This is a genomic window from Flavobacterium fluvii (assembly GCF_900129545.1).
Classification (GTDB): domain Bacteria; phylum Bacteroidota; class Bacteroidia; order Flavobacteriales; family Flavobacteriaceae; genus Flavobacterium; species Flavobacterium fluvii.
This window is the reverse complement of record NZ_FQWB01000002.1, coordinates 501,333-525,628: the sequence shown is the minus strand read 5'-3', so window position 1 is coordinate 525,628 and position 24,296 is coordinate 501,333. Positions and strand designations below refer to the sequence as shown.

General features: G+C 37.0%; 16 protein-coding genes. 13 read left to right on the top strand and 3 right to left on the bottom strand.

The window, feature by feature from the left end:
- Window positions 1–40: 40 nt before the first annotated feature.
- Together BUC16_RS07755 and BUC16_RS07750 are read right to left on the bottom strand one after the other, a co-directional pair.
- Window positions 41–1,681: a DUF6531 domain-containing protein gene (locus BUC16_RS07755; protein WP_073369485.1), complete on the bottom strand. Its 1,641-nt coding sequence runs from the start codon at window positions 1,679–1,681 to the stop codon at window positions 41–43.
- Complete coding sequence (locus BUC16_RS07750) at window positions 1,678–4,695, bottom strand: tetratricopeptide repeat protein (RefSeq protein ID WP_073369484.1); 3,018 nt, start codon at window positions 4,693–4,695, stop codon at window positions 1,678–1,680. Before BUC16_RS07750 ends, BUC16_RS07755 begins: the two co-directional genes overlap by 4 nt.
- Before the next feature lie 150 nt (window positions 4,696–4,845).
- Between BUC16_RS07750 and BUC16_RS07745 the strand changes: the two genes are divergently transcribed.
- The 10 genes from BUC16_RS07745 to BUC16_RS07700 all read left to right on the top strand — a co-directional run bounded on the left by BUC16_RS07745 (window position 4,846) and on the right by BUC16_RS07700 (window position 18,447).
- Window positions 4,846–6,813 (top strand): caspase family protein, encoded by a 1,968-nt coding sequence (locus tag BUC16_RS07745; RefSeq protein WP_073369482.1) that lies wholly within the window; start codon window positions 4,846–4,848, stop codon window positions 6,811–6,813.
- A gap of 93 nt (window positions 6,814–6,906) precedes the next feature.
- The gene (locus BUC16_RS07740) at window positions 6,907–7,338 is read left to right on the top strand and encodes a hypothetical protein (protein WP_073369481.1); all 432 of its coding nucleotides are present in this window, start codon (window positions 6,907–6,909) and stop codon (window positions 7,336–7,338) included.
- A 193-nt stretch (window positions 7,339–7,531) separates the two neighbouring features.
- On the top strand, window positions 7,532–8,401 hold the full coding sequence (locus tag BUC16_RS07735; protein ID WP_073369479.1) for a chromate resistance protein ChrB domain-containing protein: 870 nt from the start codon (window positions 7,532–7,534) through the stop codon (window positions 8,399–8,401).
- Between the two features lie 56 nt (window positions 8,402–8,457).
- Window positions 8,458–8,958 (top strand): hypothetical protein, encoded by a 501-nt coding sequence (locus BUC16_RS07730; RefSeq protein WP_073369477.1) that lies wholly within the window; start codon window positions 8,458–8,460, stop codon window positions 8,956–8,958.
- Between the two features lie 14 nt (window positions 8,959–8,972).
- A complete protein-coding gene (locus tag BUC16_RS07725; protein ID WP_073369475.1) occupies window positions 8,973–10,139 on the top strand; it encodes a chromate transporter in 1,167 nt (388 codons plus the stop codon).
- A gap of 316 nt (window positions 10,140–10,455) precedes the next feature.
- Complete coding sequence (locus BUC16_RS07720; protein ID WP_073369474.1) at window positions 10,456–11,034, top strand: TetR/AcrR family transcriptional regulator; 579 nt, start codon at window positions 10,456–10,458, stop codon at window positions 11,032–11,034.
- Between the two features lie 213 nt (window positions 11,035–11,247).
- On the top strand, window positions 11,248–12,390 hold the full coding sequence (locus tag BUC16_RS07715; RefSeq protein ID WP_141226098.1) for an efflux RND transporter periplasmic adaptor subunit: 1,143 nt from the start codon (window positions 11,248–11,250) through the stop codon (window positions 12,388–12,390).
- Between the two features lie 9 nt (window positions 12,391–12,399).
- On the top strand, window positions 12,400–15,624 hold the full coding sequence (locus tag BUC16_RS07710; RefSeq protein WP_073369471.1) for an efflux RND transporter permease subunit: 3,225 nt from the start codon (window positions 12,400–12,402) through the stop codon (window positions 15,622–15,624).
- 64 nt (window positions 15,625–15,688) lie between these two features.
- Window positions 15,689–17,107, top strand: a complete 1,419-nt coding sequence (locus tag BUC16_RS07705) for a TolC family protein (RefSeq protein WP_073369469.1) — start codon at window positions 15,689–15,691, stop codon at window positions 17,105–17,107.
- Between the two features lie 236 nt (window positions 17,108–17,343).
- Window positions 17,344–18,447, top strand: coding sequence for an NADH:flavin oxidoreductase (locus BUC16_RS07700; RefSeq protein WP_073369467.1), 1,104 nt, complete (start codon window positions 17,344–17,346; stop codon window positions 18,445–18,447).
- A 90-nt stretch (window positions 18,448–18,537) separates the two neighbouring features.
- Here BUC16_RS07700 and BUC16_RS07695 read toward each other — a convergent pair whose 3' ends face one another.
- A complete protein-coding gene (locus BUC16_RS07695; RefSeq protein ID WP_073369465.1) occupies window positions 18,538–18,915 on the bottom strand; it encodes a DoxX family membrane protein in 378 nt (125 codons plus the stop codon).
- A gap of 349 nt (window positions 18,916–19,264) precedes the next feature.
- Here BUC16_RS07695 and BUC16_RS07690 point away from each other — a divergent pair, with 349 nt between their 5' ends.
- The 3 genes from BUC16_RS07690 to BUC16_RS07680 all read left to right on the top strand — a co-directional run bounded on the left by BUC16_RS07690 (window position 19,265) and on the right by BUC16_RS07680 (window position 24,243).
- Window positions 19,265–19,450, top strand: coding sequence for a Thivi_2564 family membrane protein (locus BUC16_RS07690; protein WP_073369464.1), 186 nt, complete (start codon window positions 19,265–19,267; stop codon window positions 19,448–19,450).
- A gap of 326 nt (window positions 19,451–19,776) precedes the next feature.
- Entirely contained in the window at window positions 19,777–23,511 is a 3,735-nt protein-coding gene (locus BUC16_RS07685; RefSeq protein ID WP_073369462.1) for a ShlB/FhaC/HecB family hemolysin secretion/activation protein, read from the top strand.
- Window positions 23,512–23,673: 162 nt separating this feature from the next.
- Window positions 23,674–24,243 carry a pentapeptide repeat-containing protein gene (locus BUC16_RS07680; protein ID WP_073369461.1) on the top strand — a complete coding sequence of 190 codons (570 nt, stop codon included), beginning with the start codon at window positions 23,674–23,676 and terminating at the stop codon, window positions 24,241–24,243.
- Window positions 24,244–24,296: the final 53 nt, after the last annotated feature.

Below are 24,296 nucleotides of genomic sequence, written 5' to 3'. Positions count from 1 at the left end.
TGAATTTATTAATGTTAAACTGCCAGCAAAATAGCAGTTCCTAATACTCTGGATTTAAATTCGTTTCTGCGGGTTTTATAAAATTCATCATTTCTTGAAAAACAGCCATGACCTCGGATGCTGCTTTATTTTCCGTGTCGCTCTTTAACATTCCTTCATCATCAAAACTCACGTTTGTTTTACCTAGATTTTGAATGTTAAACGTGCTTGGTTGCCCATCTGTTTTATAATCTATCGACAATAACTGCTTGCCCATATTGATTGCAACAACTTTTTGATCTTTATCGTACTCCAGTTTAACCATCTTGTTGTCACTCCTTTTGGCTAGTACCATATTAAAATCTTTATCATATTCGAATGTCGTGATTAATCCAGCATCATTTACCTCTGTTATTTTGTCCACATCAGAATGCCATTTTTGCGTTTTTACTTTTCCGGAAGGAGCTATTTCTTCGACGAGCAAACAGCGACTGTCATATTTTAATTTTGTGATTTGATTGTCGACATTTTTTTCAATCGGATAATAGCATAAATCATCCATAATAAAAACAGATTTTATACCTTTTTCTTCTTTGATATATTTTGAGATATATTCTTCGCCATTTTCGTTCTCTTTCAACAGATATTCATAATAACTTTTTTGTTTTTCCCCTTTTTTATCAGTTTTGACAATAGCCGTGGCATAATGTTTTTTGTCTTCAGAACCATCGTTGTTGTAAAAAAACTTATAGTCATAATCGGTTATTTCGCCTTTGTAGTTGACTTGTGTTGCTAAATAGTTTTCTCTGCTGTATGTTATTTCCATCGAAGTTCCATCAGTATAACTGATCCTGATCATGTTATAATTGGCGTCGTAGGTATGCTTGTAATTGTTTTTTTCTGCATCTTCCGTTTCAACCAAATTATCATTGTCATATTTATAAACCGCAAACTCATTACCAAAAGCTATTTTGACAATATGTCCATCTTTATTGGTGGTGATTAAATAAGATGCATGATCCGCATTGGTTATTTTAGCTAATTTTCCGTCTACGTACTCAAATTCCGAAAAAGAGTCTCCTGAAATACTTTTTATGAGTTGACCTTTAAAATTAAAATAATCTTGTTGATTCTCATACGTTCTTACATATCCTGTTTGGGTTTTAATTATTTTTTGGTTGCTTTCCTGATTGTGCTCCCACTCCATGCCAACCGAAAATTCTGGGGTATATTTCAGGTATCCTTTCTTGATGTATTCTCCCCATCGTGAAGTTCTATATTTTTGCTCCTTTAATTTTTCCCTGTTTTTTAAAATCTCGTCCGGATTATTAACTATAAATCCTTGCTCGATACCCGATTTTATGAGTTGGTCAATCATGTTGTTTATTAAATCATCAGTAGTTAAAATCGACTCAAAATAAGTAGGATAGATTCCGTTTTCATAGACAATTATGGAACCATCGGGATAAACGCTCAAAAAAGTGTCCAGAGCCGAACTCCAGCCAGAGCCGAACAAACCATTGAATGTGCTTTTAGAGCTGTAAGTTCTATAAATGTTTGTTATACTTCCCAAAGTATGTTCGGGCTCAATGTCAGTATATGAAATATAAAACTCTCCTGTTTTGATATTTACGCCGGAATAAGTTACTAGAGTAAAAAATAAGCTGCTTATAAAAACCAATCTGTTTTTTATCTTTCTCATTGCAAAAGTGTTTTTATTTTTTGGATTGTTTTTTCGCTGTACTTTAGCTTTAAATTTTCTTCATTCAACAACAATGGATTGAGATTTTTCAACAAGTTCTTGCTTTCTTTTGTTTTTCCTATTTGATTAAGATATAAAGCCTGCACAATTTGGTCAATCTTGGTTTTGTTCGTCGTTACTGTGCCAAGTTTATTATAATATAGGGTCCCTAAAGCTGAATCATCGGCATCCGATGCAATTTTAATTCCCAATTCGAAGAGTTTTACCTCCCAAAATTTAACTTCATTGGCTTTAATTATTTTTTCAAGGAAAATCTTCGCTTTTTCAGTTTCGTTTTCGAGATAATAAACTTCATTCAAGGCATAACCAGCCGCAATATCTGATTCCACATTGTAGGCTGTTTCCAATATAAGTTGGGCTTGATGCAATTCATTGTTTTTAATTTTGGCCCTGGACTCTATCAATAATAAATCTGTAAATTGGGTAAGTTTATTTTTATACGGATCATATTTGTTTGCCAAAACAAAATAATCTTTTGCCTGGCCAAAATCTTTTTTCTGAAGCAAACTGTAAGCCAGATTACCATAAGCTTTTGCATAGGTTGCATCTAATTCTATCACTTTTTTATAACAACTAATTGCTTTATCCAGATTATCTGCCGAGAAATAAGTATCTCCCAGCAAGTTTTGAAAATCTAATGAGTTTGGATTAGTTCTAAGTAGTTTCTGGAGCAACTTGACAGCTTTGTCTTGTTGCTTTGATTTATTGTACAATTTTATCAATGCTTCATAGGCCGGGATGTAATATTGGTCTTTCTTAATTGCTTTCAAGTAATTTTTCTCGGCATTCTTTGGTTCTGCAAGCACCCTGTCTTGAAAATCGGCATAATAATAATATGCAAAGGGCTTGCGAGGATTAATTCTAATGCCTTCCAAAAATGATTCATTGGCCTGTCCATCATTTTTCAACTGATGAAATAACCATCCCCTTCCTGCATATGCCCATTCATTATAGGGATTGTTTTGAATGGCTACACGATAGAGCGAGTCAGCAACCTTTAAATTTTCTTCTCCACTGGTTTCATTTTTTATAAAATCGGCATAGTCTGAATACACGTTGGAATAATGCGGATTTTCTTTAATGGCTCGTTTTAACAAGTCCTCGGCTTTTGTCCGGTCTACACTGAAATCTTCCAGGTAATCGGACAAGCCATAATCCCGAAATGTTCCGGATGTATCTATTTCAATGGCTTTAGCATACCATTCTTTAGACTGTTTAATATTCCCTTTCATCTTATTCAAATTCCCTAATTCTTTGAGAGATCGAATATTGTTGGGATTGAACTCCAACGATTTTTTAAAATATTCCTCCGCTTTTTGATATTTGCCCTCGAGATTAAAAACAACACCAATATTACTGTATAACACGCTTTTATTTCCATTTAACTTTAATGCTTCAAAATATTTTTCTTTGGCATTTTCATATTGAAACAAGTCCGTATAATTAACCGCAATATTGTTTAACGGTAAAGCCCAGGAAGGAATCAATTTTTGCGCAGTGGCATAATGGGAAAATGATTTTTTATAATTTTCCGATTCATTATAAAGAAGTCCCAATGCATTGTGGATATAGGCTGCTCTTGGTTGTAATTTCAGGGCTTCCAAAAGTTTTTGTTCCGCTATCTTGTAATTAGAAAAATTCAAGTTTCTAATAATACTGTAGGCTTCTAGGAATAATTTGCTCGTCAAGAATCTGTCACGATCAAAGGCATCTTTATCCAGGACATCCAAACAAATCTCCAATTGCTTTGCAAAGTCCAAAAATGTTTTTCCCGAAGGAAGGGCTTCTGCTCCACCGATGTAATCATTTATCAGTATTTGGGCATCAGTGGAAAGTGCTTTTACTAATGTGTATTGCATCTTGTTGATTGTTTTTGCATCAACAGTTTGATTTTTTCTTGCTTGGGAAAAAAGCTCGTAGGCACTGTTTGCAGTACCATGATAGTCTCCTTTTTTTAATAAAGCATTAAAGTCTTGAACAATCGGATTCATCTCTGTTGCAGGAGTGGAAACTTCGGCTGAATTGTCGTTGATGCCTCTTGCAGCAAATGCCTTTTTCAGCACGCTCGTTTTTTTTATCGAATTTAAGGCTACTGTTTTGTCTTTTGCATTGATTGCCCGAAAAATGGAAGTTGATTTTTGATTCCATACAACTGGAGTCTGCTTTTGATTGGTTTCGCCTGTAACATTTTTATCCAGAAAAAGCTCCAATTCAAAATATTTAATTTGACCATCGACTTCTGTTTGATCAGCTGCTCCCATTAATCCCAAAATTAAATAATAGGTAAAATAACCTTGCTCCAGTTCAGCACTCTCTATAGATACCTGGTCAGGACCACAACTAAGAAATTTTGTGGATTTTATGAAATTATCATTTAAAGTCTCTTGATTTTTTTTTGATCCCTCCTGAAATAAAAAGCCCGAATGACAAGCATCCAGGATTAAAATTACCTTGCCGCCTTTAGAAGTGATATTATCAACAACTTCGTTAATAAATTTCAGGGACACAACACCATTTGTACCATAATATTCCTGCCTATTATTGGCATCTGCAGCCAATAAAAATCCTTGTTTACCTTTTAAATCATCTACCACATCACCATGCCCTGCAAAATAGATATAAGCAATATCACCTGATTGTGTCTGATCCATTATTTTTTTTAACCCGTCCAGGATATTGATGGATAATGCATCTCCATCTATGAGCGTACTAATGTTTTCATCGGGAATTAATTCGACTTTTTTTAAATAGTCCTTGAATAATAAAGCATCTTTATGTGCATAACCCAGCTTTAATCCTTCAGTAATATAATTAGAAATCCCCACCAATAAAGCTCGGGTGGTGCCATTTTTTTCTTTTTTCGTAACTATTGAAACTGAGCCTCTTTCTCCTTGCGAAATTCCATTTTGAAGAAAAACAAAAAATAATATTAGTGAATAAAGTTGTTTATTCATTTGCTACATTTTTAAATTCTGCATGCCACAATTTATTTTTATCCTGAACAAATATTAAATTATTTAAAATCATAGGCTAAAATTAAGTATTTTCGCTAATATTTATTCATTTCAAATAAAATTATTTACCAATCTAAATTATTTAATTATATGAAGAAAATTATTTTACTGCTACTTATTCTTTCTAATCTACAGTTACAAGCCAAAAAAAGAGCACTAATAATTGCTGTTGGAGATTATCCTAAAGAATCTGGTTGGGGAAGCATCAGTTCTTTGAACGATGTTCCTTTAGTAAAAAATAGTCTCTTAAAGAATGGTTTTTTAGAGGAAGACATTACCGTTTTGACAGATGCAAATGCTGACAAAAAAGGCATTTTGGAGGCATTGACAAAATTGCAGTCAAAAATTGTAAAAGGTGACATAATAATGATCCATTATTCAGGTCATGGCCAACAGATATTTGATGACAACGGAGATGAAATCGATGGCAAAGATGAGGCCATTGTTCCTTATGATGCTTATGCCCGTTATTCGGACAATTATAAAGGTGAAAATCATTTTCGCGATGACGAAATAGGAAATGTAATTACCAGCTTCCGAAATAAATTGGGCAAATCTGGCCAGTTATTAATGTTGTTGGATAGTTGTCATTCAGGTTCCGCAACAAGAGGAACAGGAGAAAAAACCAGAGGGGGTGAACCAACTTTTGCACCGGTTGGATGGAAAGAAAAAGACTTGATAAATCAAAAAGGGAGTGCCATGTTTGAAAAAGCCGCCATCGACAAAGATGCCGCACCTTTTGTCATGATTACTGGAGCATCGGCAGACGAGTTAAATTATGAATACGAGGGTTTTGGATCTCTCAGCTATGCTTTCTCTAAAGCAATGACAGATTTGGGAACCGATTTTTCATACCGACAATTGTTCTCCAAAATCACTACAAACATGAACGTGATTACACCCAAGCAAACCCCAACCATTGAGGGCGACGTAGATTATAAATTGTTTAAAGGAGAATATGTGGCACAACAAACTTATTATGAAATAAATAAAATTGCCAAGCCGGACATCCTTCAAATAAATGCAGGAAAACTAAATGGGTTATTCGACAAAACAACTGTTTTTATCCTTCCTGCCGGAACTTCAAAAGTAGACAAGTCCAAAGTGATAACAACTGGAACTATAACGAATGCGGGTTTTAGTTCGGCTACAATAAAACTGGATTCTGCCCTACCGGATGAAAACCAGAAAAAATATTGGATTTTCGTAGACAAGCTTTCTTATGGAGACATTGCTTTAAAAGTCTATTTGGAACCTTCAGTAACAGATCCGGTTGCTAAAGAAGGAGTTAGTTCTTTTTTGTCAAAAAATAATATTGGTGAAATCGTTGCAGATTCTAAAAGTAGTGATATTGTCATTTCCAGAGGAAAATCTGAATATGTGTTAAGTTCTTCCCATGGTGAAGAAACCATTGATAAAATTGCTTCAACAAGGGGCTCAAATGATGTTGAAATAATCAATCAAAAAATATTCAATTACGCACAAGGTAAATATTTAAAGGATTTAAGTTTGAAAAATTATAATTATGAATTCGAATTTAAACTTTTGCCCGTAGAATACAATAAAGACACGAATACGGCTGGAGAATTAAAACCTGAAAATTCATTTTATAACAGTAGTGGCACATTCGAAGTAAATACCAAAGATAGTTTTGTGGTTTTGCAAGTAACCAATAAAAGCGAAAGACCCATATATTTCAGTATCATAGAAATCAACTCAAAGGGAGAAATAAATCCTTTTATGCCCAATGGCAATTGTACATTAAACAACAACGAACGAAAATTGGAACCTGGAAAAACAATGATTTTCAAAGATTGTGTTTATTCTTTTGGTCCGCCATACGAACGTTTGATACTGAAAGGATTTGCTACTTCGACTCCAATCAATTTTCAGCCTACAGTTCAAGCACGAGGGGCTGGATCAAGAGGGGTTGGCGAAAATCCGTTAGAAAATTTTATCCAGCAAAGTTATGCCCATTCCAGAGGTGCAGAAGCAAACTCACCATCCGAGAAAATAGATGGTTTTAGTGCTGAATTTGTTTATGAAATTGTAAAGTAATATTTTTTTTAAGAAAATTTTAATATGAATTTTGATTGTAAATATATTTTTTAATATTTTTGAAAAATATAAACCTTATAAAAATTAACATCTATGAAAAAATTATTACTAGTTGCTGTTTTATTCTTAGGAGTATCTTTGACTTCTTTTGCACAGCAAAAAGCAAAAAAAGAAGTTACCATTACTGCAAAAAAAGTTGCGAAAACTAGAGGTCAAAATCCAAACATCAAAAAAGATTTTGTTTGTGATGCTCCAGATGTTCCAGTTGCAAAACCTGAAAAGTCTCGTGGTGCAGGAGACAATTGCGATTTAAAATTTGATAACTGGACAGGTTATGATGTTAAAGTATATGTTGATGGATATTTTAAAGGTTGGGTATTAGCTTGGAGTAATGGTTCTGTTACTGTTGGTGGAGGATATACCACAGTTTATTGTATAACTGCCGGTGGTACTCTTGAATGGTCCGATAAAGGCAATTGTGAAGCTAGCTACACATATAAACTTAGCGCTGATAATGCCAATTAATACTTTTAGCCATTTTAAAATTTCCCTTAAAACAGGCTAATTTCTTCAAATCTTGGAGGAAACAATTTAAAAATTGTATCTCAAGAGTAACTAAAAACCCTAAACACTTTAAAAATGTTTAGGGTTTTTGCTTTTTTGCAAACAAATCCAACCATATTCCATAATTTCATGCCTAAAACAGAAATAACTGCACATGAAATGGATTACCAGAGAACGCCCCAAGATTGACAGGATAGCCTGCCCTTGGTTGATTAAAAATTTTGTGGACAAAGAAGCTGAATTTATTTATGTTCCTTTCAGCGAAGTTTTGGATAAAGCAAAACAATTGGATGCCATACCGTTTGATATTCCCAATGTGGAATTTACCCATTACGAAGAACAATGCACTTTTGACTACATCGTAAAAAAATATGGAATTGACGACCCAGCTATTTTAATTATGGCAGACATCGTTCGTGGTGCAGACACGGACAGACACGATATTGCAAAAGAATCGGCGGGGCTTTGGGCAATTTCGGCGGGGCTTTCCCATAATATTACGGATGATCATAAATTATTGGAAACCGGAATGGTTCTTTACGATGCAATGTACAGTTGGGCAACGCATTTGTACAAACAAAAACATTTGCAGAATAGTCCTTTCGAAAGTTTGTTGCACGAAGTGTATAACAAGTTTTTGAAAGAGAAAAAGACAACCAAGAAGAAAACTCCAACTTGGGTCAATGATTTAAAAGCAATTATTCAAGATCAAATAGACACGCAATTCACTTTTGACCTAAAGAAAATCTCCAATGACCTCGAAATGAATCCTTCCTATCTGTCAAGAGAGTTTTCCAAGTATTTTGAAGACCTTAATTTTGGAGATTACGTTCGGAAACTACGAATTGAAAAAGCCATTAATCTTATCCAGAATTCAACCTACCCACTTACGGAGATAGCGTATATGACCGGATTTTCAGACCAAAGTCATTTTACGAGAATATTTAAGCAGAGCACTGGAAAAAACCCTTCCTCTTATCGAAAAAATGCACAAAAAAGTAATCCAGATACAAAAAGTAAATAACATGCTATTTCGACCTTTTTAGTAGTATTAGCTTTGTTGTCATAAATATAAACAATATGACACAAGTTAGATTTGCAATTATTTTTGCATTGTTGGCTTTCAATACGCCTGTTTTTTCACAGACCACATATCCAAAAATTACGGGATATTTTTCCGTGATGCATCCCATAGTAACCTTAAGCAGCGAGGAAACTGCCGTGAACTTCAGGGATTATTATTCCGTTAATTTTCCAACAGGAATCAATATCTGGAAAAGTGCCAAAATTGGGTTTTCTTTTGAAATAGCTCCCAGCATAAAAACTGACGACGGAATCAGTAAAGTAAATAGTGTATTGTTTCATCCCGGCGTATTGGTAGCATTGGGGCACGGCTACACTTTTGCTGGCAGGGCTGCCTTTGAGACCAGTGGCCGATTTGGTGTCACTCCGGTAATAACCAAAACAGTAATAAAAAATACCAACAGCAGCTATTATGTTTCTGTTCCATTCCCTGTACGATTTGGCAATGACCATCCTGCCACTTTTACCGTAGGCCTTCAACTTGGTATTGCCTTTTAACAATATTTTAAATTATGAAAGAGAATCCAATATATACTTTAAAAGAATTGACCTTTTATTTTCTAAAATTAGGAACAATCGGTTTTGGCGGTCCAGTGGCATTGGTCGGTTATATGCACAAAGATTTAGTCGAAAATCGAAAATGGATTTCAGAAGAAGAATACAAGGAAGGTTTGGCTTTGGCACAATTGGCGCCGGGTCCATTGGCGGCACAATTGGCGATTTACCTTGGATTCGTGCATTACAGTTTTTTAGGAGCGACGTTGATAGGTTTTGCCTTTGTTTTGCCTTCGTTCATAATGGTGGTACTATTGGGAATCATTTACAAATTATATGGCGGATTGTCTTGGATTCAAGCCGTTTTTTATGGTGTAGGCGCAGCCGTTATAGGCATTATCGTGATGAGTTCTTATAAGCTGACGCTGAAGTCTATAGGTAAATTCAATTTAACCTCTTTTAAAACCAATTGGCTATTGTGGCTGTTTTTTATAGTGGCAGTAGTGGTAACATTGGTCACGCAGCAAGAACAAGTTTTGTTGTTTGTATTGGCCGGGATTTTATACATGTTTGTCAAAGCGCCTCCAAAATGGTTTAATGGCAAAACCGCCAATTCTATTGCTTTATTGCAAATAGGTTTTTGGAACTTTGAAAACACTACCCTTATGAAAATTGCCGTCTTTTTTGCGGAAGCAGGAGCATTTGTATTTGGCAGTGGACTGGCGATTGTACCTTTTTTACATTCGGGAGTTGTGGTCGAAAATCAATGGTTGACGGAACATCAGTTTGTCGATGCCGTTGCCGTGGCAATGATTACTCCTGGTCCGGTTGTTATCACGGTTGGGTTTATAGGCTATTTAGTTGCAGGGGTACCAGGTGCTTTGGTAGCTGCTTTAGCCACGTTTTTGCCCTGTTATTTATTCACGATTGCTTTGGCTCCATCCTTCAAGAAAATTGCACAAAATAAATCCATCAAAGCCTTTGTGGATGGCATTACTGCCGCTGTTGTCGGCGCATTGGTGGGAGCAGTTGGCGTAATTGCATCCAGGAGTATTTTGGATATTCCAACAACGCTGATAACCATTGCCACCATTTTTGCTTTAATTTATATCAAGAAAATCCAGGAACCGTATATCATTGCTGTCGCGGCAGTTCTGGGAATCATCATAAAATTAGCATTATAACTGAAAATATTTTTTAGGACGAGACATTGCAAAAAAAAGCCCCAAACATAGTTGAGTGTTTAGGGCCTTACTTATTTATGTTTCATAAAAAGAAAAAAGAATATTTTCAAAAAACTCCGTAAACTCCTTAGGAATAAGGACTTTTATTTTTATACTGATTTTTTACACTACAATCCACACGACCCCTATTCAGTGGAAATCAAATACCTTTGAACCATGTTTTCGTTGCTCTTTTAAAAAAAATGTAAAAAAATATCAATTCTGGAACGCTTGTTCCAAAAATAGTTTTACATTTGCAAAGTGAAAAACAAATCTTATGGCTCGCTGTGTAGAATTTAACGAAGTCGAAAAAATTGAAAAAGCAATGAATGTCTTTTGGGAAAAAGGATATAATGCCACTTCAATGCAGGACTTGGTGGATGCCATGCAGATCAACAGAAGCAGTTTATACAACACCATTGGCGACAAGCACCAGTTATTCATGAAATGCATTGCCAATTATTTTGATAATGCCATGCAGGAAGTAAGAGAAAAAGTGGCCAAAGAAACATCTGCCAAAGCAGCATTGATCAAAATGATTACTGATAAAGCAGAGTGGATTATATCCTGCGACAAAGGATGTCTGGGGATGAAAACAATTTTCGAAATTGCTCCGGATGATTGCACAGTCCGAAACCAGATGAGTAAAAACAATGATGTTTTCATCGAATTTATGGCCACAATAGTTCAAAAAGCCATGGATGAAGGCGAAATGGATGATACCGAAGATGCAGCATTAATGGCTGAATACATTGCCACTTCTTTTACTGGATGGAAGCAATCGTACATTCTTCATGGAAATCCAATCAAAATCAAAAAAATGTCAGAATTCCTGATTAAAAACATATTTAAATAACCCTTTTTTTTACCTAAATTCTGGAACGTTTATTTCAGATAACAATATACAATAAGCTTACGCATTTTTAAATTACAGCACTTATTCTGAAACGATTGTTCCAGAATTATTGCTCCACTAAACCATAACCTTTAAATAAAAAACAGCATGAATTCTGAAACGATTATTCCAAAAACAATTATATCCAATACCAATTTTAAACCAATTTCAATTATGAAAAAAATCACATTTTTAAGCTTAATGGCTGTTTTTTTAATCAGCTGTGCAGATAAACAGCAGGCTCCTGCCGCTGCACCCGCTCCGCTCCTGCCTGTTATGGCAATAACCACTGAAAACACCACTACCGATGCTGAATATCCTGCAGCCATACAAGGAACCGTGGATGTGGAAATCCGCCCCCAGGTAAGCGGAAATTTAGACCGCGTTTTGGTCGATGAAGGAGCGTATGTTACCAAAGGACAATCCTTGTTCAAAATAAACGAACGTCCTTACCGTGAGCAGTTAAACAATGCTTTGGCCAGTCTTCATGCTGCCGAAGCGGCTTACATCAACGCACAGCTTGAGGTGGATAAACTGACACCACTGGTTCAAAACAAAGTGGTTTCTGATTATCAGCTGAAATCGGCAAAAGCTTCCCAGAAAATTGCTGCCGCCAATATCGAGCAGGCCAAAGCAATCGCAGCTTCGGCAAAAATCAATTTAGGTTATACCACCATTACGGCTCCAGTAAATGGTTACATCGGAAGATTGCCAAAAAAACAAGGAAGTTTAGTTTCTGCAACAGATATTGACGCACTAACAACTCTTTCAGATGTTCAGGAAGTGTATGCTTATTTTTCTTTGAGTGAAACGGACTTCATCCAATTCAAATCAAAATATGCAGGAAACAGCATTGGTGACAAAATCAAAAAACTTCCTCCGGTTACTTTACTGTTAGCAGATAATAGTGCTTATCCACAAACAGGAAAAATAGACATGGTCGATGGACAGTTTGATAAAACTACCGGAGCTATTACGGTAAGAGCTAAATTTTCTAATCCACACAAAACGTTACGTTCTGGAAATACAGGTAAAATCCGTTTAGGAATGGAGCATGACGATGCTATTTTGATACCGCAGTCCGCTACTGTAGAAATGCAGGATAAAGTTTTTGTATTTACCGTAAACAAAGAAAACAAGGTTACCAAAATGCCGATAACTGTTATTGGAAAAAGCGGTGTTAACTATCTTATCAAAGACGGTGTAAAAACGGGTGACCAAATTGTATTAAGCGGTATCGACAAACTTCAGGAAGGACAGCTGATTCAGCCCGAAAAATCAGCTGTTAAAATTGCCCAAATCATTAACAAAAAATAATTTTTACAGATGTTCAAAATATTTATACAAAGACCCGTACTGGCAACCGTTATCTCCATTTTACTGGTGATATTAGGAGTACTTGGACTTACGAAATTGCCTTTACAACAGTTTCCTGATATTGCGCCGCCATCGGTTTTGGTGACGGCAGTTTATCCGGGAGCGAATGCAGAAACTGTTTTGCGTTCTGTTGCGCCATCGCTGGAAGAATCCATAAATGGTGTCGAGAACATGACTTATATGAGTTCCACTGCCAGTAACGACGGTACGTTGGCGATTACCGTTTTCTTTAAATTAGGAACTGATGCCGATCAGGCTGCAGTTAACGTTCAGAACAGGGTTGCTCAAGCGACAAGCCAATTGCCTGCGGAAGTAGTACAGCAGGGAATTATCACTGCCAAACAGCAAAACAGTTTTATCATGGCAATCGGTATGTATACCGAGGATGAATCCAAATACGACCAAACGTTTGTTGCCAATTATGCACAGATCAATATTATCCCTGAAATAAAACGTATTCCGGGAGTTGGTGCTGCCAGTATTTTTGGAGGTGTAAAAGATTATTCGATGAGAGTTTGGCTGAATCCAACTCAAATGTCCACTCATAATGTGACGCCAAATGAAGTTATGGCAGCGATTCAGGACAAAAGTCTGGAAGCGGCTCCGGGTAAATTTGGAGAAAGAAGTACCGAAGTTTTCGAATACGTGATTAAATACAAAGGAAAACTAACCAAACCTGAAGATTATCAAAATATTGCCATTCGTTCCAATTCCGACGGTTCTATTCTTCGATTGAAAGATGTGGCAAGAGTTGAATTGGGTGCCTACTCCTACAACAGTTTAACGCGTTTGAACGGTAAAAAAGGAATCGTTATTGGCGTGATTCAGCTGGCGGGTTCCAACTCGAATGATATCCAGATTGCGATCAACAAACTGATGGTTAAAGCATCCAAAGATTTTCCAGCGGGAATAAAACACAATATTTTCTACAGTACAAAAGTTTCTCTGGATCAGTCTATTGAACAAGTGGAGCATACTTTACTGGAAGCTTTTATACTGGTATTTATAGTTGTTTTCCTCTTCCTGCAGGATTTCAGATCAACATTAATTCCGGCTATTGCAGTTCCGGTAGCGATTTTAGGAACGTTCTTCTTCATGCAGTTATTCGGATTTTCGATAAACCTTTTAACGCTTTTCGCTTTAATTCTCGCAATTGGTATTGTGGTCGATGATGCGATTGTCGTCGTCGAAGCCGTGCATGCCAAAATGGAACACAAAGGTCTGTCTCCAAAAGTAGCCACACATGAAGCAATGCACGAAATTACCGGAGCGATTATTTCGATCACGCTGGTAATGGCTGCGGTATTCTTGCCAGTTGGTTTTATGGAAGGTTCAACAGGAGTTTTCTACCGTCAGTTTGCCTTCACTATGGCAATTGCGATTGTAATTTCGGCCGTTAATGCTTTGACCTTGAGTCCTGCCCTAGCCGCTTTGTTCCTAAAAGACAATCACGCAAAAGGAGACGCTCCTTATGAGAAAAAAGGTTTTAAAGAAAAATTCTTTACTGGATTCAATAATAGTTTTGAGTCTTTGACCAACCGTTATGTAGGCGGATTGAAATTTTTGATCCGTAACAAATGGGTAAGTTTAGGCGGATTGGCTTTAATTACTATTGCAACTATTGTAATGGTAAAAACGACTCCATCTGGTTTTATTCCGACAGAAGATCAAGGGTTTATTGCTATTGCAGTTAATACTCCTTCAGGGACTTCTCTAGACGGAACCCAAAAAGTAATGACCAAAGCAGAGAATACTCTGAGAGGTTTGGAATCATCCCGATTTGTAACGGCGATTTCAGGTTTCAACTTGTTGACCAATTCTACGAGTCCGTCTTCGGCAGTGGTTTTTGTATTGCTTAAACCAAATGAAGAACGTGGCAGCATTAAAAATATCGATGAAATAATGAATGAGGTTCGTGGCAAATTAGGCGCGATTTCCGAAGGCAGTTTCTTTGTGTTCAGTTTCCCAACCGTACCCGGTTTTAGTAATGTTGAAGCCTTGGATTTAGTATTGCAGGATAAAACAGGCGGTAAACTGGACAAGTTTAGTAGCATCTCTCAAAAGTTCATTGGAGAATTGATGAAACGCCCGGAAATTGCTGTCGCTTTTACCAGCTTCAAAGCCGATTATCCTCAATTGCAATTGGATATCAATGATGCCAAAGCCGATCAATTGGGCGTAAAAGTTAAAGACATTCTGCAAACGATGCAGGCTTATTTTGGTAGTGCACAAGCATCCGATTTTAACCGATTTGGGAAATATTACCGAGTGGTGGTCCAGGCCGATATTGCCGACAGGGCAGATCCGTCAGCCATTGACCGTGTATTCGTGAAAAACAAAAACGGCGAAATGGTTCCGATCAATACTTTGGTAAAACTGTCTCGTATTTATGGTTCCGAAACAGCTTCGAGATACAATTTGTTTAATTCTATTTCGGTGAATGCGATTCCGAAACCCGGATTTAGTTCTGGAGACGCCATCAAAGCAATAGAGGAAGTCGCAGCGCAGCAATTGCCAGCAGGTTACAGTTATGAATTCTCGGGACAAACACGCGAAGAGATTTCTTCGGGAGGACAGTCAGCGACGATTTTCTTACTGTGTCTGATATTCATTTACTTCCTGCTTGCTGCACAGTACGAAAGTTACATTTTGCCTTTGGCAGTAATCTTCTCGATCCCAGCCGGAATCTTTGGAGTATTTGTTGCCATCGGATTGACAGGAATCGAAAACAACATTTATGTGCAGGTTGCCTTGGTAATGCTCATCGGACTGCTCGCCAAGAATGCCATTCTGATTGTAGAATTTGCTGTCCAAAAGCGAAAATCCGGTCAGGCATTAGTCAAAGCTTCCATAGATGCTGCCAAACTGCGTTTACGTCCAATTATTATGACGTCACTGGCTTTCGTAGTTGGATTAATTCCGATGATGACCGCCAAAGGTCCGTCAGCCCAAGGGAATCATTCCATTAGTATTGGTGCTGCGGGCGGAATGATTTCGGGAGTAATTCTAGGGTTGTTGATCATCCCAGTTTTATTCATCGTTTTCCAATATTTACAAGAAAAAGTTACCGGGAAACCAGTAGCTGTAATTCATAACAAAGAAAATAAAAATGGAAAATTATATCACAACAATTCTATTGACAATCATCACCAGCCTCACGTACATAGCGTATAAAGTGTCAAAAGATATTGACAACAGAAAAGAGAACTGCCCAGAAATTTAATTACGAAAAAGTAAAATGAAAAAATATATAACCAAAATCGTGATGGTCCCCATTTTGATCACCACAATAATATCCTGTACAGTTTCCAAGGATATTGAAACTCCAAAAGATGCCTTTCCCGAGAATTTCAGGAATGCATCGGTTTCAAAAGATACTGCCAGTATTGGTGATTTGGAGTGGAAAAATTTCTTTACCGAAAAAGATGTCATCCAATTAATTGATAGTGCCGTGGCCAAAAACAACGACTTGCAGATTGCAACAAAAAACATCGAAATTGCACAATACAGATTCACGCAATCCAAATGGGGAAATGTACCGCAGGTCAATTTATTTGTGACTGCCAATACCAATAATCCTTCTGATAACAGTTTTACCGGAAGAACTCTGGATCAGGCTCTAGGTGCCAAACATATTGACGATTTCTCGACAGGAGTTTCTCTTTCGTGGGAAGCTGATATCTGGGGGAAAATCAAAAACCAAAAGAAAGGCGCATTTGCCAGTTATCTTCAATCGGAAGAAGTAAAAAAAGCATTACAGACCACTATTGTTGCCAATGTTTCCAGCGGCTATTACAATCTTTTGATGTTGGACGCACAATTGGAAATCGCCAAGAAAAACGTGCAATTAATTGACAGCACCTCTACTATCATCAAACTGAAATTTGACGCCGGGCAGGTGACTTCATTGGCCATCCAGCAGTCGGAAGCGCAAAAATTAAATGCAGCGCAATTGGTTCCTTTATTGGAACAAAACATTGCGATTCAGGAAAATGCGTTGAGCGTTTTGACCGGTTCATTCCCCAATTCGAAAAAAAGAAGCATCGTTCTTGGTGCTGTCGAAGTGAAAAACAATGCTTCAATCGGAATTCCGTCTTCATTGGTAAGCAGAAGACCTGACGTAAAAAGCGCCGAATTGGCTCTAAAAACTGCCAATGCCAATGTTGGAATCACCAAAGCCGATTTGTATCCTGCGCTCAGAATCACGGCTCAAGGCGGATTAAATTCGTTCGAAAGCAGTAACTGGTTCAATATTCCGGCTTCCTTATTTGGAACTGTTGCGGGAGGTTTGACACAGCCTTTATTGAACAACAAAAAACTGAAAACACAATATAATATTGCGGTTGCCGAAAGAGAAAAAGCCGTTTTAAGTTTCAGACAATCTGTGTTGGTGGCAGTTAGCGAAGTATCGAATGCCTTGGTTAAAGTCGAAAAATTAAACCAGCAGCAGTACTTTCTTCAGGAACGCGTAAAAACATTGCATCAAGCCATCAAGAATTCGAAAATGTTGTTCCAAAACGGAATGGCAGAATATCTTGAAGTATTGTCTGCACAGGCCAATTTACTGCAAAGTGAACTGGAACTGGCAGATATCAAAAGAGCACAACTTACAGCCAATACTGAATTGTACCGTTCATTGGGCGGAGGCTGGAGATAAATCACATTTTTTTTCACCATTAAGATATTAAGAAAAATTAAGTTTCTATTTTTCTTAACCGTTAATAAAATCAAAACCATTAAAATATGTAAGATAGATTAAGTCTTTATTCCCTTAATATCTTAATGGTAAAAAAAATAACGGTTTGTAAACCGTTGAGAATAGATTAAGCCTTTATTTTCTTAATATCTTAATGGTGAAACCAAAACACATTAATAATCTAACATATAAAAATTATGAGTACAACTAATTTATTTACGCCCTTTAGCCTAAAATCGTTACATCTTAAAAACCGAATCGTAATGGCGCCAATGACGCGCTCCTTTTCTCCAAACGGAATTCCAACAGACGAAGTAGCCGCTTATTATCAAAAAAGAGCCGAAGGCGAAGTGGGTTTGATATTGTCGGAAGGAACTGTCATCGACAGGCCTTCGTCATCCAATGATGGAAATGTTCCCCACTTTTATGGCGATGAAGCACTGAAAGGATGGAAAAAAGTGATCAATGAAGTCCACTCTTCCGGAGGCCAGATGGGACCGCAAATCTGGCACATGGGAATTATGGACAATCATCATTCGGGCTGGGTACCGCCAGTTCCTTTTGAAGGGCCGTCGGGATTAAACCGTCCGGGTTTCAATAACGGAAATACGATGTCTGAAAGAGATATTGAAGACACCATTCTTGCTTTCGGAAAAGCGGCTGCCGATGCCAAAAGACTGGGTTTTGACACCATCGAAATTCACGGTGCCCACGGGTACTTGATTGACCAATTCTTCAGCCCTGAAACCAATTTACGCACGGATATTTATGGCGGAAAAACATTGCGGCAACGCAATCGTTTTGCCATTGAAGTAGTGAAAGAAATCAGAAAACAAGTCGGCAACGATTTTGCGATAATCATGCGTTTCTCCCAATTCAAGCCTTCGGATTACAATTATAAATTGGCCAAAAATCCGCAGGAACTAGACGCTTGGCTAACGCCTCTTGTGGATGCCGGTGTCGATATTTTGCATTGTTCACAGCGCCGTTTCTGGGAACCCGAGTTCGAAAAATCGGATTTAAATTTTGCGGGTTGGGCCAAAAAAGTAACGGGAGCTCCAACCATTACCGTTGGTTCTGTTGGACTTTCAGGTGATTTCTTTGGTGCTTTTGCAGGCGAAAGTTCACAGCCCACTTCATTGGATGAATTGAACAGACGTTTCGACAGGGGCGATTTTGATTTGGTTGCCGTTGGAAGACCTTTATTGTCCGACCCCAACTGGACTGCAAAAATAAAATCAGGAAAAACAAGTCAGCTTGTAGGATTCAGTAAAGAAGCTTTGGGCGAATTGGTATTGTAATAAATTTTTGACCCAAAATGGGGCTACAAAAAACCCTAAACACTTAAAAATGTTTAGGGTTTGCTTTTTTTACATCTTTATTTATTGCTTTTATTTAAACAAAGGAGCGTATTTTTCTTTGTTGTCATACATTATCCAAATCAAGATAGCACTAAAAACTCCCGCAATAGGCAATCCGCTGGAATCCTGCACTATATTCGTCAATACAATTCCGACCATAATGGGGAAAATCATCAAAGCGCCCAATGCTCTTGTCTTTGGTATGATGATCAACAAACCTCCCAAAACTTCAAAAGTTCCAACAAGCGGCATTAGCCAACCTATTTCCATAAAAGCAGCCATTGCTTTCATCATTTTCTCGGGCAAATGCTCCGGCATTGGCATATAGTTCAGAAACTTGTTCAATCCGGCATTGATAAACATCAGTCCAAATAACAGACTTAAAACGAAAGTGATTTTGTTTTTCATAATTGATTATTGGTTTAGTTTTAATATTAATTGGTCTAATCATTATAAACCAATTGCTTGCAAAATATATACAACTTTTCGGTTGCGCAAATATTTTTGGAAATTTTTCAGGACGATACACAAAAAAAAGCCCCAAACACTCAACACTGTTTAGGGCTTTTGGCAATTAAAAAAAATGGTGTTATTTTCAATCTTGTGAGTATGTATCTCTTCCTCAGATTACTTTGCTCTTGTGCAAATCCAACTATCGAAGTATTAAATACGTGAATAATGCAACTCCTTTTTTGAATTATATAACTCTTTTAGGAATAAACTACAATACTTTTGATTCAACTTAAAATCAATTATTATGCCACTACTTACCATATTGCTAGTACTAATTATCGTGGGCGTCCTTCTTTGGCTCGTTAACACTTATATTCCAATGGATTACACGATAAAAAAAATCTTCAACATTGTGGTTGTAATTCTTGTGATTGTTTGGCTACTCAAAGCGTTTGGTCTTTTCGACAACTTGATGAATGCACATGTGTAAAACATTTAGCACTGTCCACACCAATGGATAATTCAATAGTATTCTTCCTGATTTGACAAGTTGGCAAAATGGCATCAAGAACACAGGGGTTTTTCCAACTTTCCGTCTGTGACCAACGAAAAGGTACACGAGCTTGACACCCATTGATCAGAAGAAGCTATTAAAGACCAATAAATACGTTTCTGATGAAAATAAGTGGTTTTGATTATTCTTAAAAGCTCAAAAAAAAAACAATTTTTTAAAAACTAGGTTCGCCAAAACAAGTCAAAGCATATATTTCTTTGAGCAATTGGCAATCTCAAAGCTAACTAATTTAAAGTATAATTATGGTGTTGTTTTTAAAAAGTTGTTTCACAAAAAGGAGTAAAATAAATTTCGCCATCATTGTATTGATCTTGGTAGCACAATCTTGCGCTACACATCATGCCCAATATGGCAAAAACATAAAAAATTATGTCATCCTAAATGAAACCGATTCCTCAAAAATTGCCCATACCTTTTTCTTGATTGGCGATGCAGGAAATACTGAAGAAGAAAAAGCGCAGCAAACGCTTGCCATACTCCAAAACAGGTTAGAAAATTCAAATAAAAAAAGTACGCTATTATTCCTTGGCGACAATATTTATCCCAAAGGATTTCCAAAAAATGATGCTCCAGAAGAACGTGCTTTGGCTGAAACCAAACTCAAAAACCAGTTGCAGTTATCCAAAAACTTCAAAGGCAAAACCATTTTTATTCCCTGCGATCACGATTGGTACAACGGAATTACGGGATTGGAACGTCAAGAAAAATTTGTAACGGATTACCTCAATGACAAAAAAGCATTTTTGCCTCAAAAAAGCTGTGGTCTGGAAGAATCAATAATTGACAAAAACATCACTTTAATCGCTATCGACAGTCAATGGTTTTTGGAAGATTGGGACAAATACCCCACCATAAACGACAATTGCAGCATCAAAACCCGGGAAGGTTTTTTTGACGAACTGGCAAGTCTTTTGAATAAAAATCAAGACAAAACAGTAATCATTGCAATGCATCATCCGCTAATGAGCAACGGTTCCCACGGCGGACAATATGCGTTGGAAAAAGAACTTTTTCCATTGGAACAAAAAATCCCGCTTCCCGTTATTGGTTCTGCCATCAATTTAATTCGCAAAACATCTGGCATCAATCCACAGGATACTCAAAACAAGGTGTACACCAATTTTGCCAAACGGGTAAAAACACTTTTGCAAAACCAAAGAAACGTGATTGTGGTATCGGGTCATGACCGTAATTTGCAATACTTGGGCAAAAACAACATAAGACAAATCATTAGCGGTGCCGGTTCAAATCCAGAAGCTGCCAAAGCGGTCAATCCAACTGATTTTTCATACGGAGGCAATGGCTATGCTGTATTAACGCTTTATAAAAATGGTGAAACTAAAGTAGCCTTTTATGGCAATGAAAACCAACGGGAGAAATTGCTTTTGGAACAAACCATCATAAAAGTGCGAGACACTGTGGCACCAATCAACTTGCCCACAAAATTTGCCGCGACAACTACAACCTCCATTTATTCCGATGAAATGACCCGGAAAAGTATTTTTCATAAATTCCTTTTTGGGCAACATTACCGTAAATATTACAGCTTGCCCATTAAAGCAAAAACTGCCACTTTGGACACTCTTTTTGGCGGAGTCAAACCCACAAGAGAAGGTGATGAATACCAATCTAAATCGTTGGGTCTTGTTAATGCAAAGGAAAAAGAATATGTAATGCGTGCCCTAAAAAAAAGCACCTCCCGTTTTCTGCAAACTGTATTATTCAAGAACCAATTTGTTTTAAATCAATTTGACAACACTTATGCTGAAGGTTTTTTATTTGATTTTTACACTACTTCCCACCCTTATACCCAACTGGCCGTAGCAAATCTGTCAGACAAAATTGGCGTGGCACATACAAATCCCCTTCTATATTTCATCCCAAAACAAGCTGTTTTAAAGGGCTTCAATTATAATTTTGGAGATGAATTGTACTTGGTGGAAGAAAATCTAACGGGCAGTCAAAAGAATACGGAAAGTTTTGGAAAACCTCTTGATATCATCAGTACTGATGATGTCATGAAAAACCTTCATAAAGAGGAAAAATATACCATAGATGAACCGGAATATATTAAAGCCAGATTATTTGACATGCTAATTGGCGATTGGGACAGGGATAGTGATCAATGGCGCTGGGGCGAATACCATGAAAACGGAAAAATAGTTTACAAACCCATTCCCAGAAACAGGGATCAAGCTTTTACAAAATTTGATGGTGCCTTATTCTCCATATTAATGAACAAACCCGTAATGCGCAATCAACAAACATTTAAGAATGATATTAAAAATGTAAAATGGTTGAACCGTGAACCCTATCCACAGGACATTGCTTTCCTGAAAACAGCCGATGAAAAAGAATGGATAAAACAAGCCAAATACATCCAAGAACAGCTTTCGGATGTCGAAATTGACGCCGCTTTTACCAATTTGCCCAAAGAAGTCCAGGACGAAACGATTGAAGAGATCAAACAAAAATTAAAAATACGAAAAACCAAACTTCAAAACTATGCCAAAGAGTATTACCGCGTATTGCAAAAAACGGTTTTGATTGTCGGTACAGATAAAAAAGACAAATTCATAATAACCAACACCTCAAAAAACAACACTGAAATAGCAGTATACAAGCTCAACAAAGAAGGTGATGAATTACTGTACACCAAAAATTTCACTGCTGGAAAAACCAAAAACATTTGGATTTATGGTTTGGACGACGTCGATGTATTTGAAGTAAAAGGCAACTCTAAATCGGGTATAAAGATTCGATTGATTGGGGGACAAAACAACGATTCCTATACTGTTGAAAATGGAAAAAGAATAAAAATCTATGACTTTAAATCAAAACCGAACAATTATGCTTTGGATGCCAAAACCAAAACGGTTTTGACCGATGAATACGAACCCAATTTATACAACTACCAAAAGGTAAAATACAATGCCTTTTCGGGATTTCCTTTTGGCGGTTACAATCCTGATGACGGCGTGAAATTAGGCTTCATTGCAAACTATGTCGTAAACAAATTCAATCAATATCCCTATACCCAAAAACACGTGTTGAAAGTCAATTATTTATTTGCAACCAGCGGCTATGAATTTACTTACAATGGCTATTTTCCAAGAATTTTAGGCAATTGGAATTTCGAATTAGAATCAAATTTTACGAGTCCCAACTTCACCATCAATTATTTTGGTTATGGAAATGAAACCGTAAATGATGATGAACTTTATGGAATGGATTACAATCGGGTTCGTTTGCGAACGCTGAGAGCAACACCTTCCATCAAAAAAGTGGGACGCCATGGAAGTGAAATTAGTTTTGGCGCTCTTTTTGAAAAATTAAAAGTCGAAGAAACCACCGATCGATACATCAATATTCCAGGAGCCGTAAACCCGAATGTTTTTAATAACCAACAATATGTGGGAGTCGCCCTCAAATATAGTTTTGAGAATTATGATGTTCCCTCGCTTCCTACCATGGGATTTGGATTTTCAGTGGCGGGCAGTTGGAAAATGAATGTAGGGGAAACGAAAAGCAATTTCCCAACCTTGGACGCAAAGATTAACTTCAACCATAAAATTGATGCAAAAGGACAGCTTGTTTTGGCCACTATCATAAAATCAAAAGTGTTGTTCAATAATAATTTCGAATTTTATCAAGGAGCCACTTTGGGCGGTGATTATGATCTGAGAGGTTTCAGAAACGAACGTTTTCTGGGGAAAGTTTCATTCTATCAAAGTACAGATTTACGCTGGAATATCGGAAAAATCAAAAAGAGTATCATACCGATGTCTTATGGAATCCTGGGAGGATTTGATTACGGAAGGGTTTGGCTTAATGGAGAAAACTCCCAAAAATGGCATCAATCCGTTGGTGGTGGATTATGGATTAATGGGCTAAACGCAATTACTGGTCGAGTTACCTACTTCAAAAGTATCGATGACCGAGCCAGAATCACCGTTGGTTTAGGGTATGGATTTTAGCGCAATAGAACTAAAATTTTTCATGGACTTCACATTTAGCCACAAAAATAACACATAAATGGAGATGTTATTCCAGATAATTTCCGCCTACTTTCTAAAGTGCAGCCTTTTTTTGTATAGATTTGCTTTTTGAGTTTACTCAAACTATTTCACAATCCATTTATGACCCAATATTTCCTTGACATCGAATACAACAACCTCGTTTATGGTGAACAAGAAGTCAATTTAAAGGAATTTGAATGCTGCACTTTCAACGCTTGCGATTTCTCGCAATGCAATTTTATTGGAGTAGTTTTTATTGATTGTACCTTTAACGATTGTCTTTTTAGCGGAGCCAAAATCAATCACGTGGCGCTTCGAAGCGTATTTTTCAATCTTTGCAAAATGGAAGAAGTGAATTTTGCGATGTGTGACAAACTCATTTTTGAGGTTCATTTCAAGGAATGTGTACTGGATTTCTCCAAATTTTATACCCTGAAAATAAAAGGAACCACGTTTATCGATTGCAGTATTATCGCCGTGGATTTCATGAGCACCGATTTGACTGAAGTAGTTTTCGACAACTGTGACTTATACCGTTCCGAGTTTGCGAAAGCCAACGCAAACAAGGCCAATTTCAAAACCAGCTACAATTACACCATAGACCCAACGAAAACGAAACTAAAAAAGGCTGTCTTTTCGTTGAACGAAGTAAAAGGACTGCTTTTCAAACACGAACTTCTCATAAACTAAAAAATTCCGAAACCTGATAAATCAAGTGTTCGGAATTCATTTATAAATCGTTA

Excerpts from the sequence above, each read along its gene's own strand:
- BUC16_RS07755 (WP_073369485.1), bottom strand. The coding sequence starts at position 1,681 with ATGAGAAAGATAAAAAACAGATTGGTTTTTATAAGCAGCTTATTTTTT.
- BUC16_RS07750 (WP_073369484.1), bottom strand. The coding sequence starts at position 4,695 with ATGAATAAACAACTTTATTCACTAATATTATTTTTTGTTTTTCTTCAA.
- BUC16_RS07745 (WP_073369482.1), top strand. The coding sequence starts at position 4,846 with ATGAAGAAAATTATTTTACTGCTACTTATTCTTTCTAATCTACAGTTA.
- BUC16_RS07740 (WP_073369481.1), top strand. The coding sequence starts at position 6,907 with ATGAAAAAATTATTACTAGTTGCTGTTTTATTCTTAGGAGTATCTTTG.
- BUC16_RS07735 (WP_073369479.1), top strand. The coding sequence starts at position 7,532 with ATGAAATGGATTACCAGAGAACGCCCCAAGATTGACAGGATAGCCTGC.
- BUC16_RS07730 (WP_073369477.1), top strand. The coding sequence starts at position 8,458 with ATGACACAAGTTAGATTTGCAATTATTTTTGCATTGTTGGCTTTCAAT.
- BUC16_RS07725 (WP_073369475.1), top strand. The coding sequence starts at position 8,973 with ATGAAAGAGAATCCAATATATACTTTAAAAGAATTGACCTTTTATTTT.
- BUC16_RS07720 (WP_073369474.1), top strand. The coding sequence starts at position 10,456 with ATGGCTCGCTGTGTAGAATTTAACGAAGTCGAAAAAATTGAAAAAGCA.
- BUC16_RS07715 (WP_141226098.1), top strand. The coding sequence starts at position 11,248 with ATGAAAAAAATCACATTTTTAAGCTTAATGGCTGTTTTTTTAATCAGC.
- BUC16_RS07710 (WP_073369471.1), top strand. The coding sequence starts at position 12,400 with ATGTTCAAAATATTTATACAAAGACCCGTACTGGCAACCGTTATCTCC.
- BUC16_RS07705 (WP_073369469.1), top strand. The coding sequence starts at position 15,689 with ATGAAAAAATATATAACCAAAATCGTGATGGTCCCCATTTTGATCACC.
- BUC16_RS07700 (WP_073369467.1), top strand. The coding sequence starts at position 17,344 with ATGAGTACAACTAATTTATTTACGCCCTTTAGCCTAAAATCGTTACAT.
- BUC16_RS07695 (WP_073369465.1), bottom strand. The coding sequence starts at position 18,915 with ATGAAAAACAAAATCACTTTCGTTTTAAGTCTGTTATTTGGACTGATG.
- BUC16_RS07690 (WP_073369464.1), top strand. The coding sequence starts at position 19,265 with ATGCCACTACTTACCATATTGCTAGTACTAATTATCGTGGGCGTCCTT.
- BUC16_RS07685 (WP_073369462.1), top strand. The coding sequence starts at position 19,777 with ATGGTGTTGTTTTTAAAAAGTTGTTTCACAAAAAGGAGTAAAATAAAT.
- BUC16_RS07680 (WP_073369461.1), top strand. The coding sequence starts at position 23,674 with ATGACCCAATATTTCCTTGACATCGAATACAACAACCTCGTTTATGGT.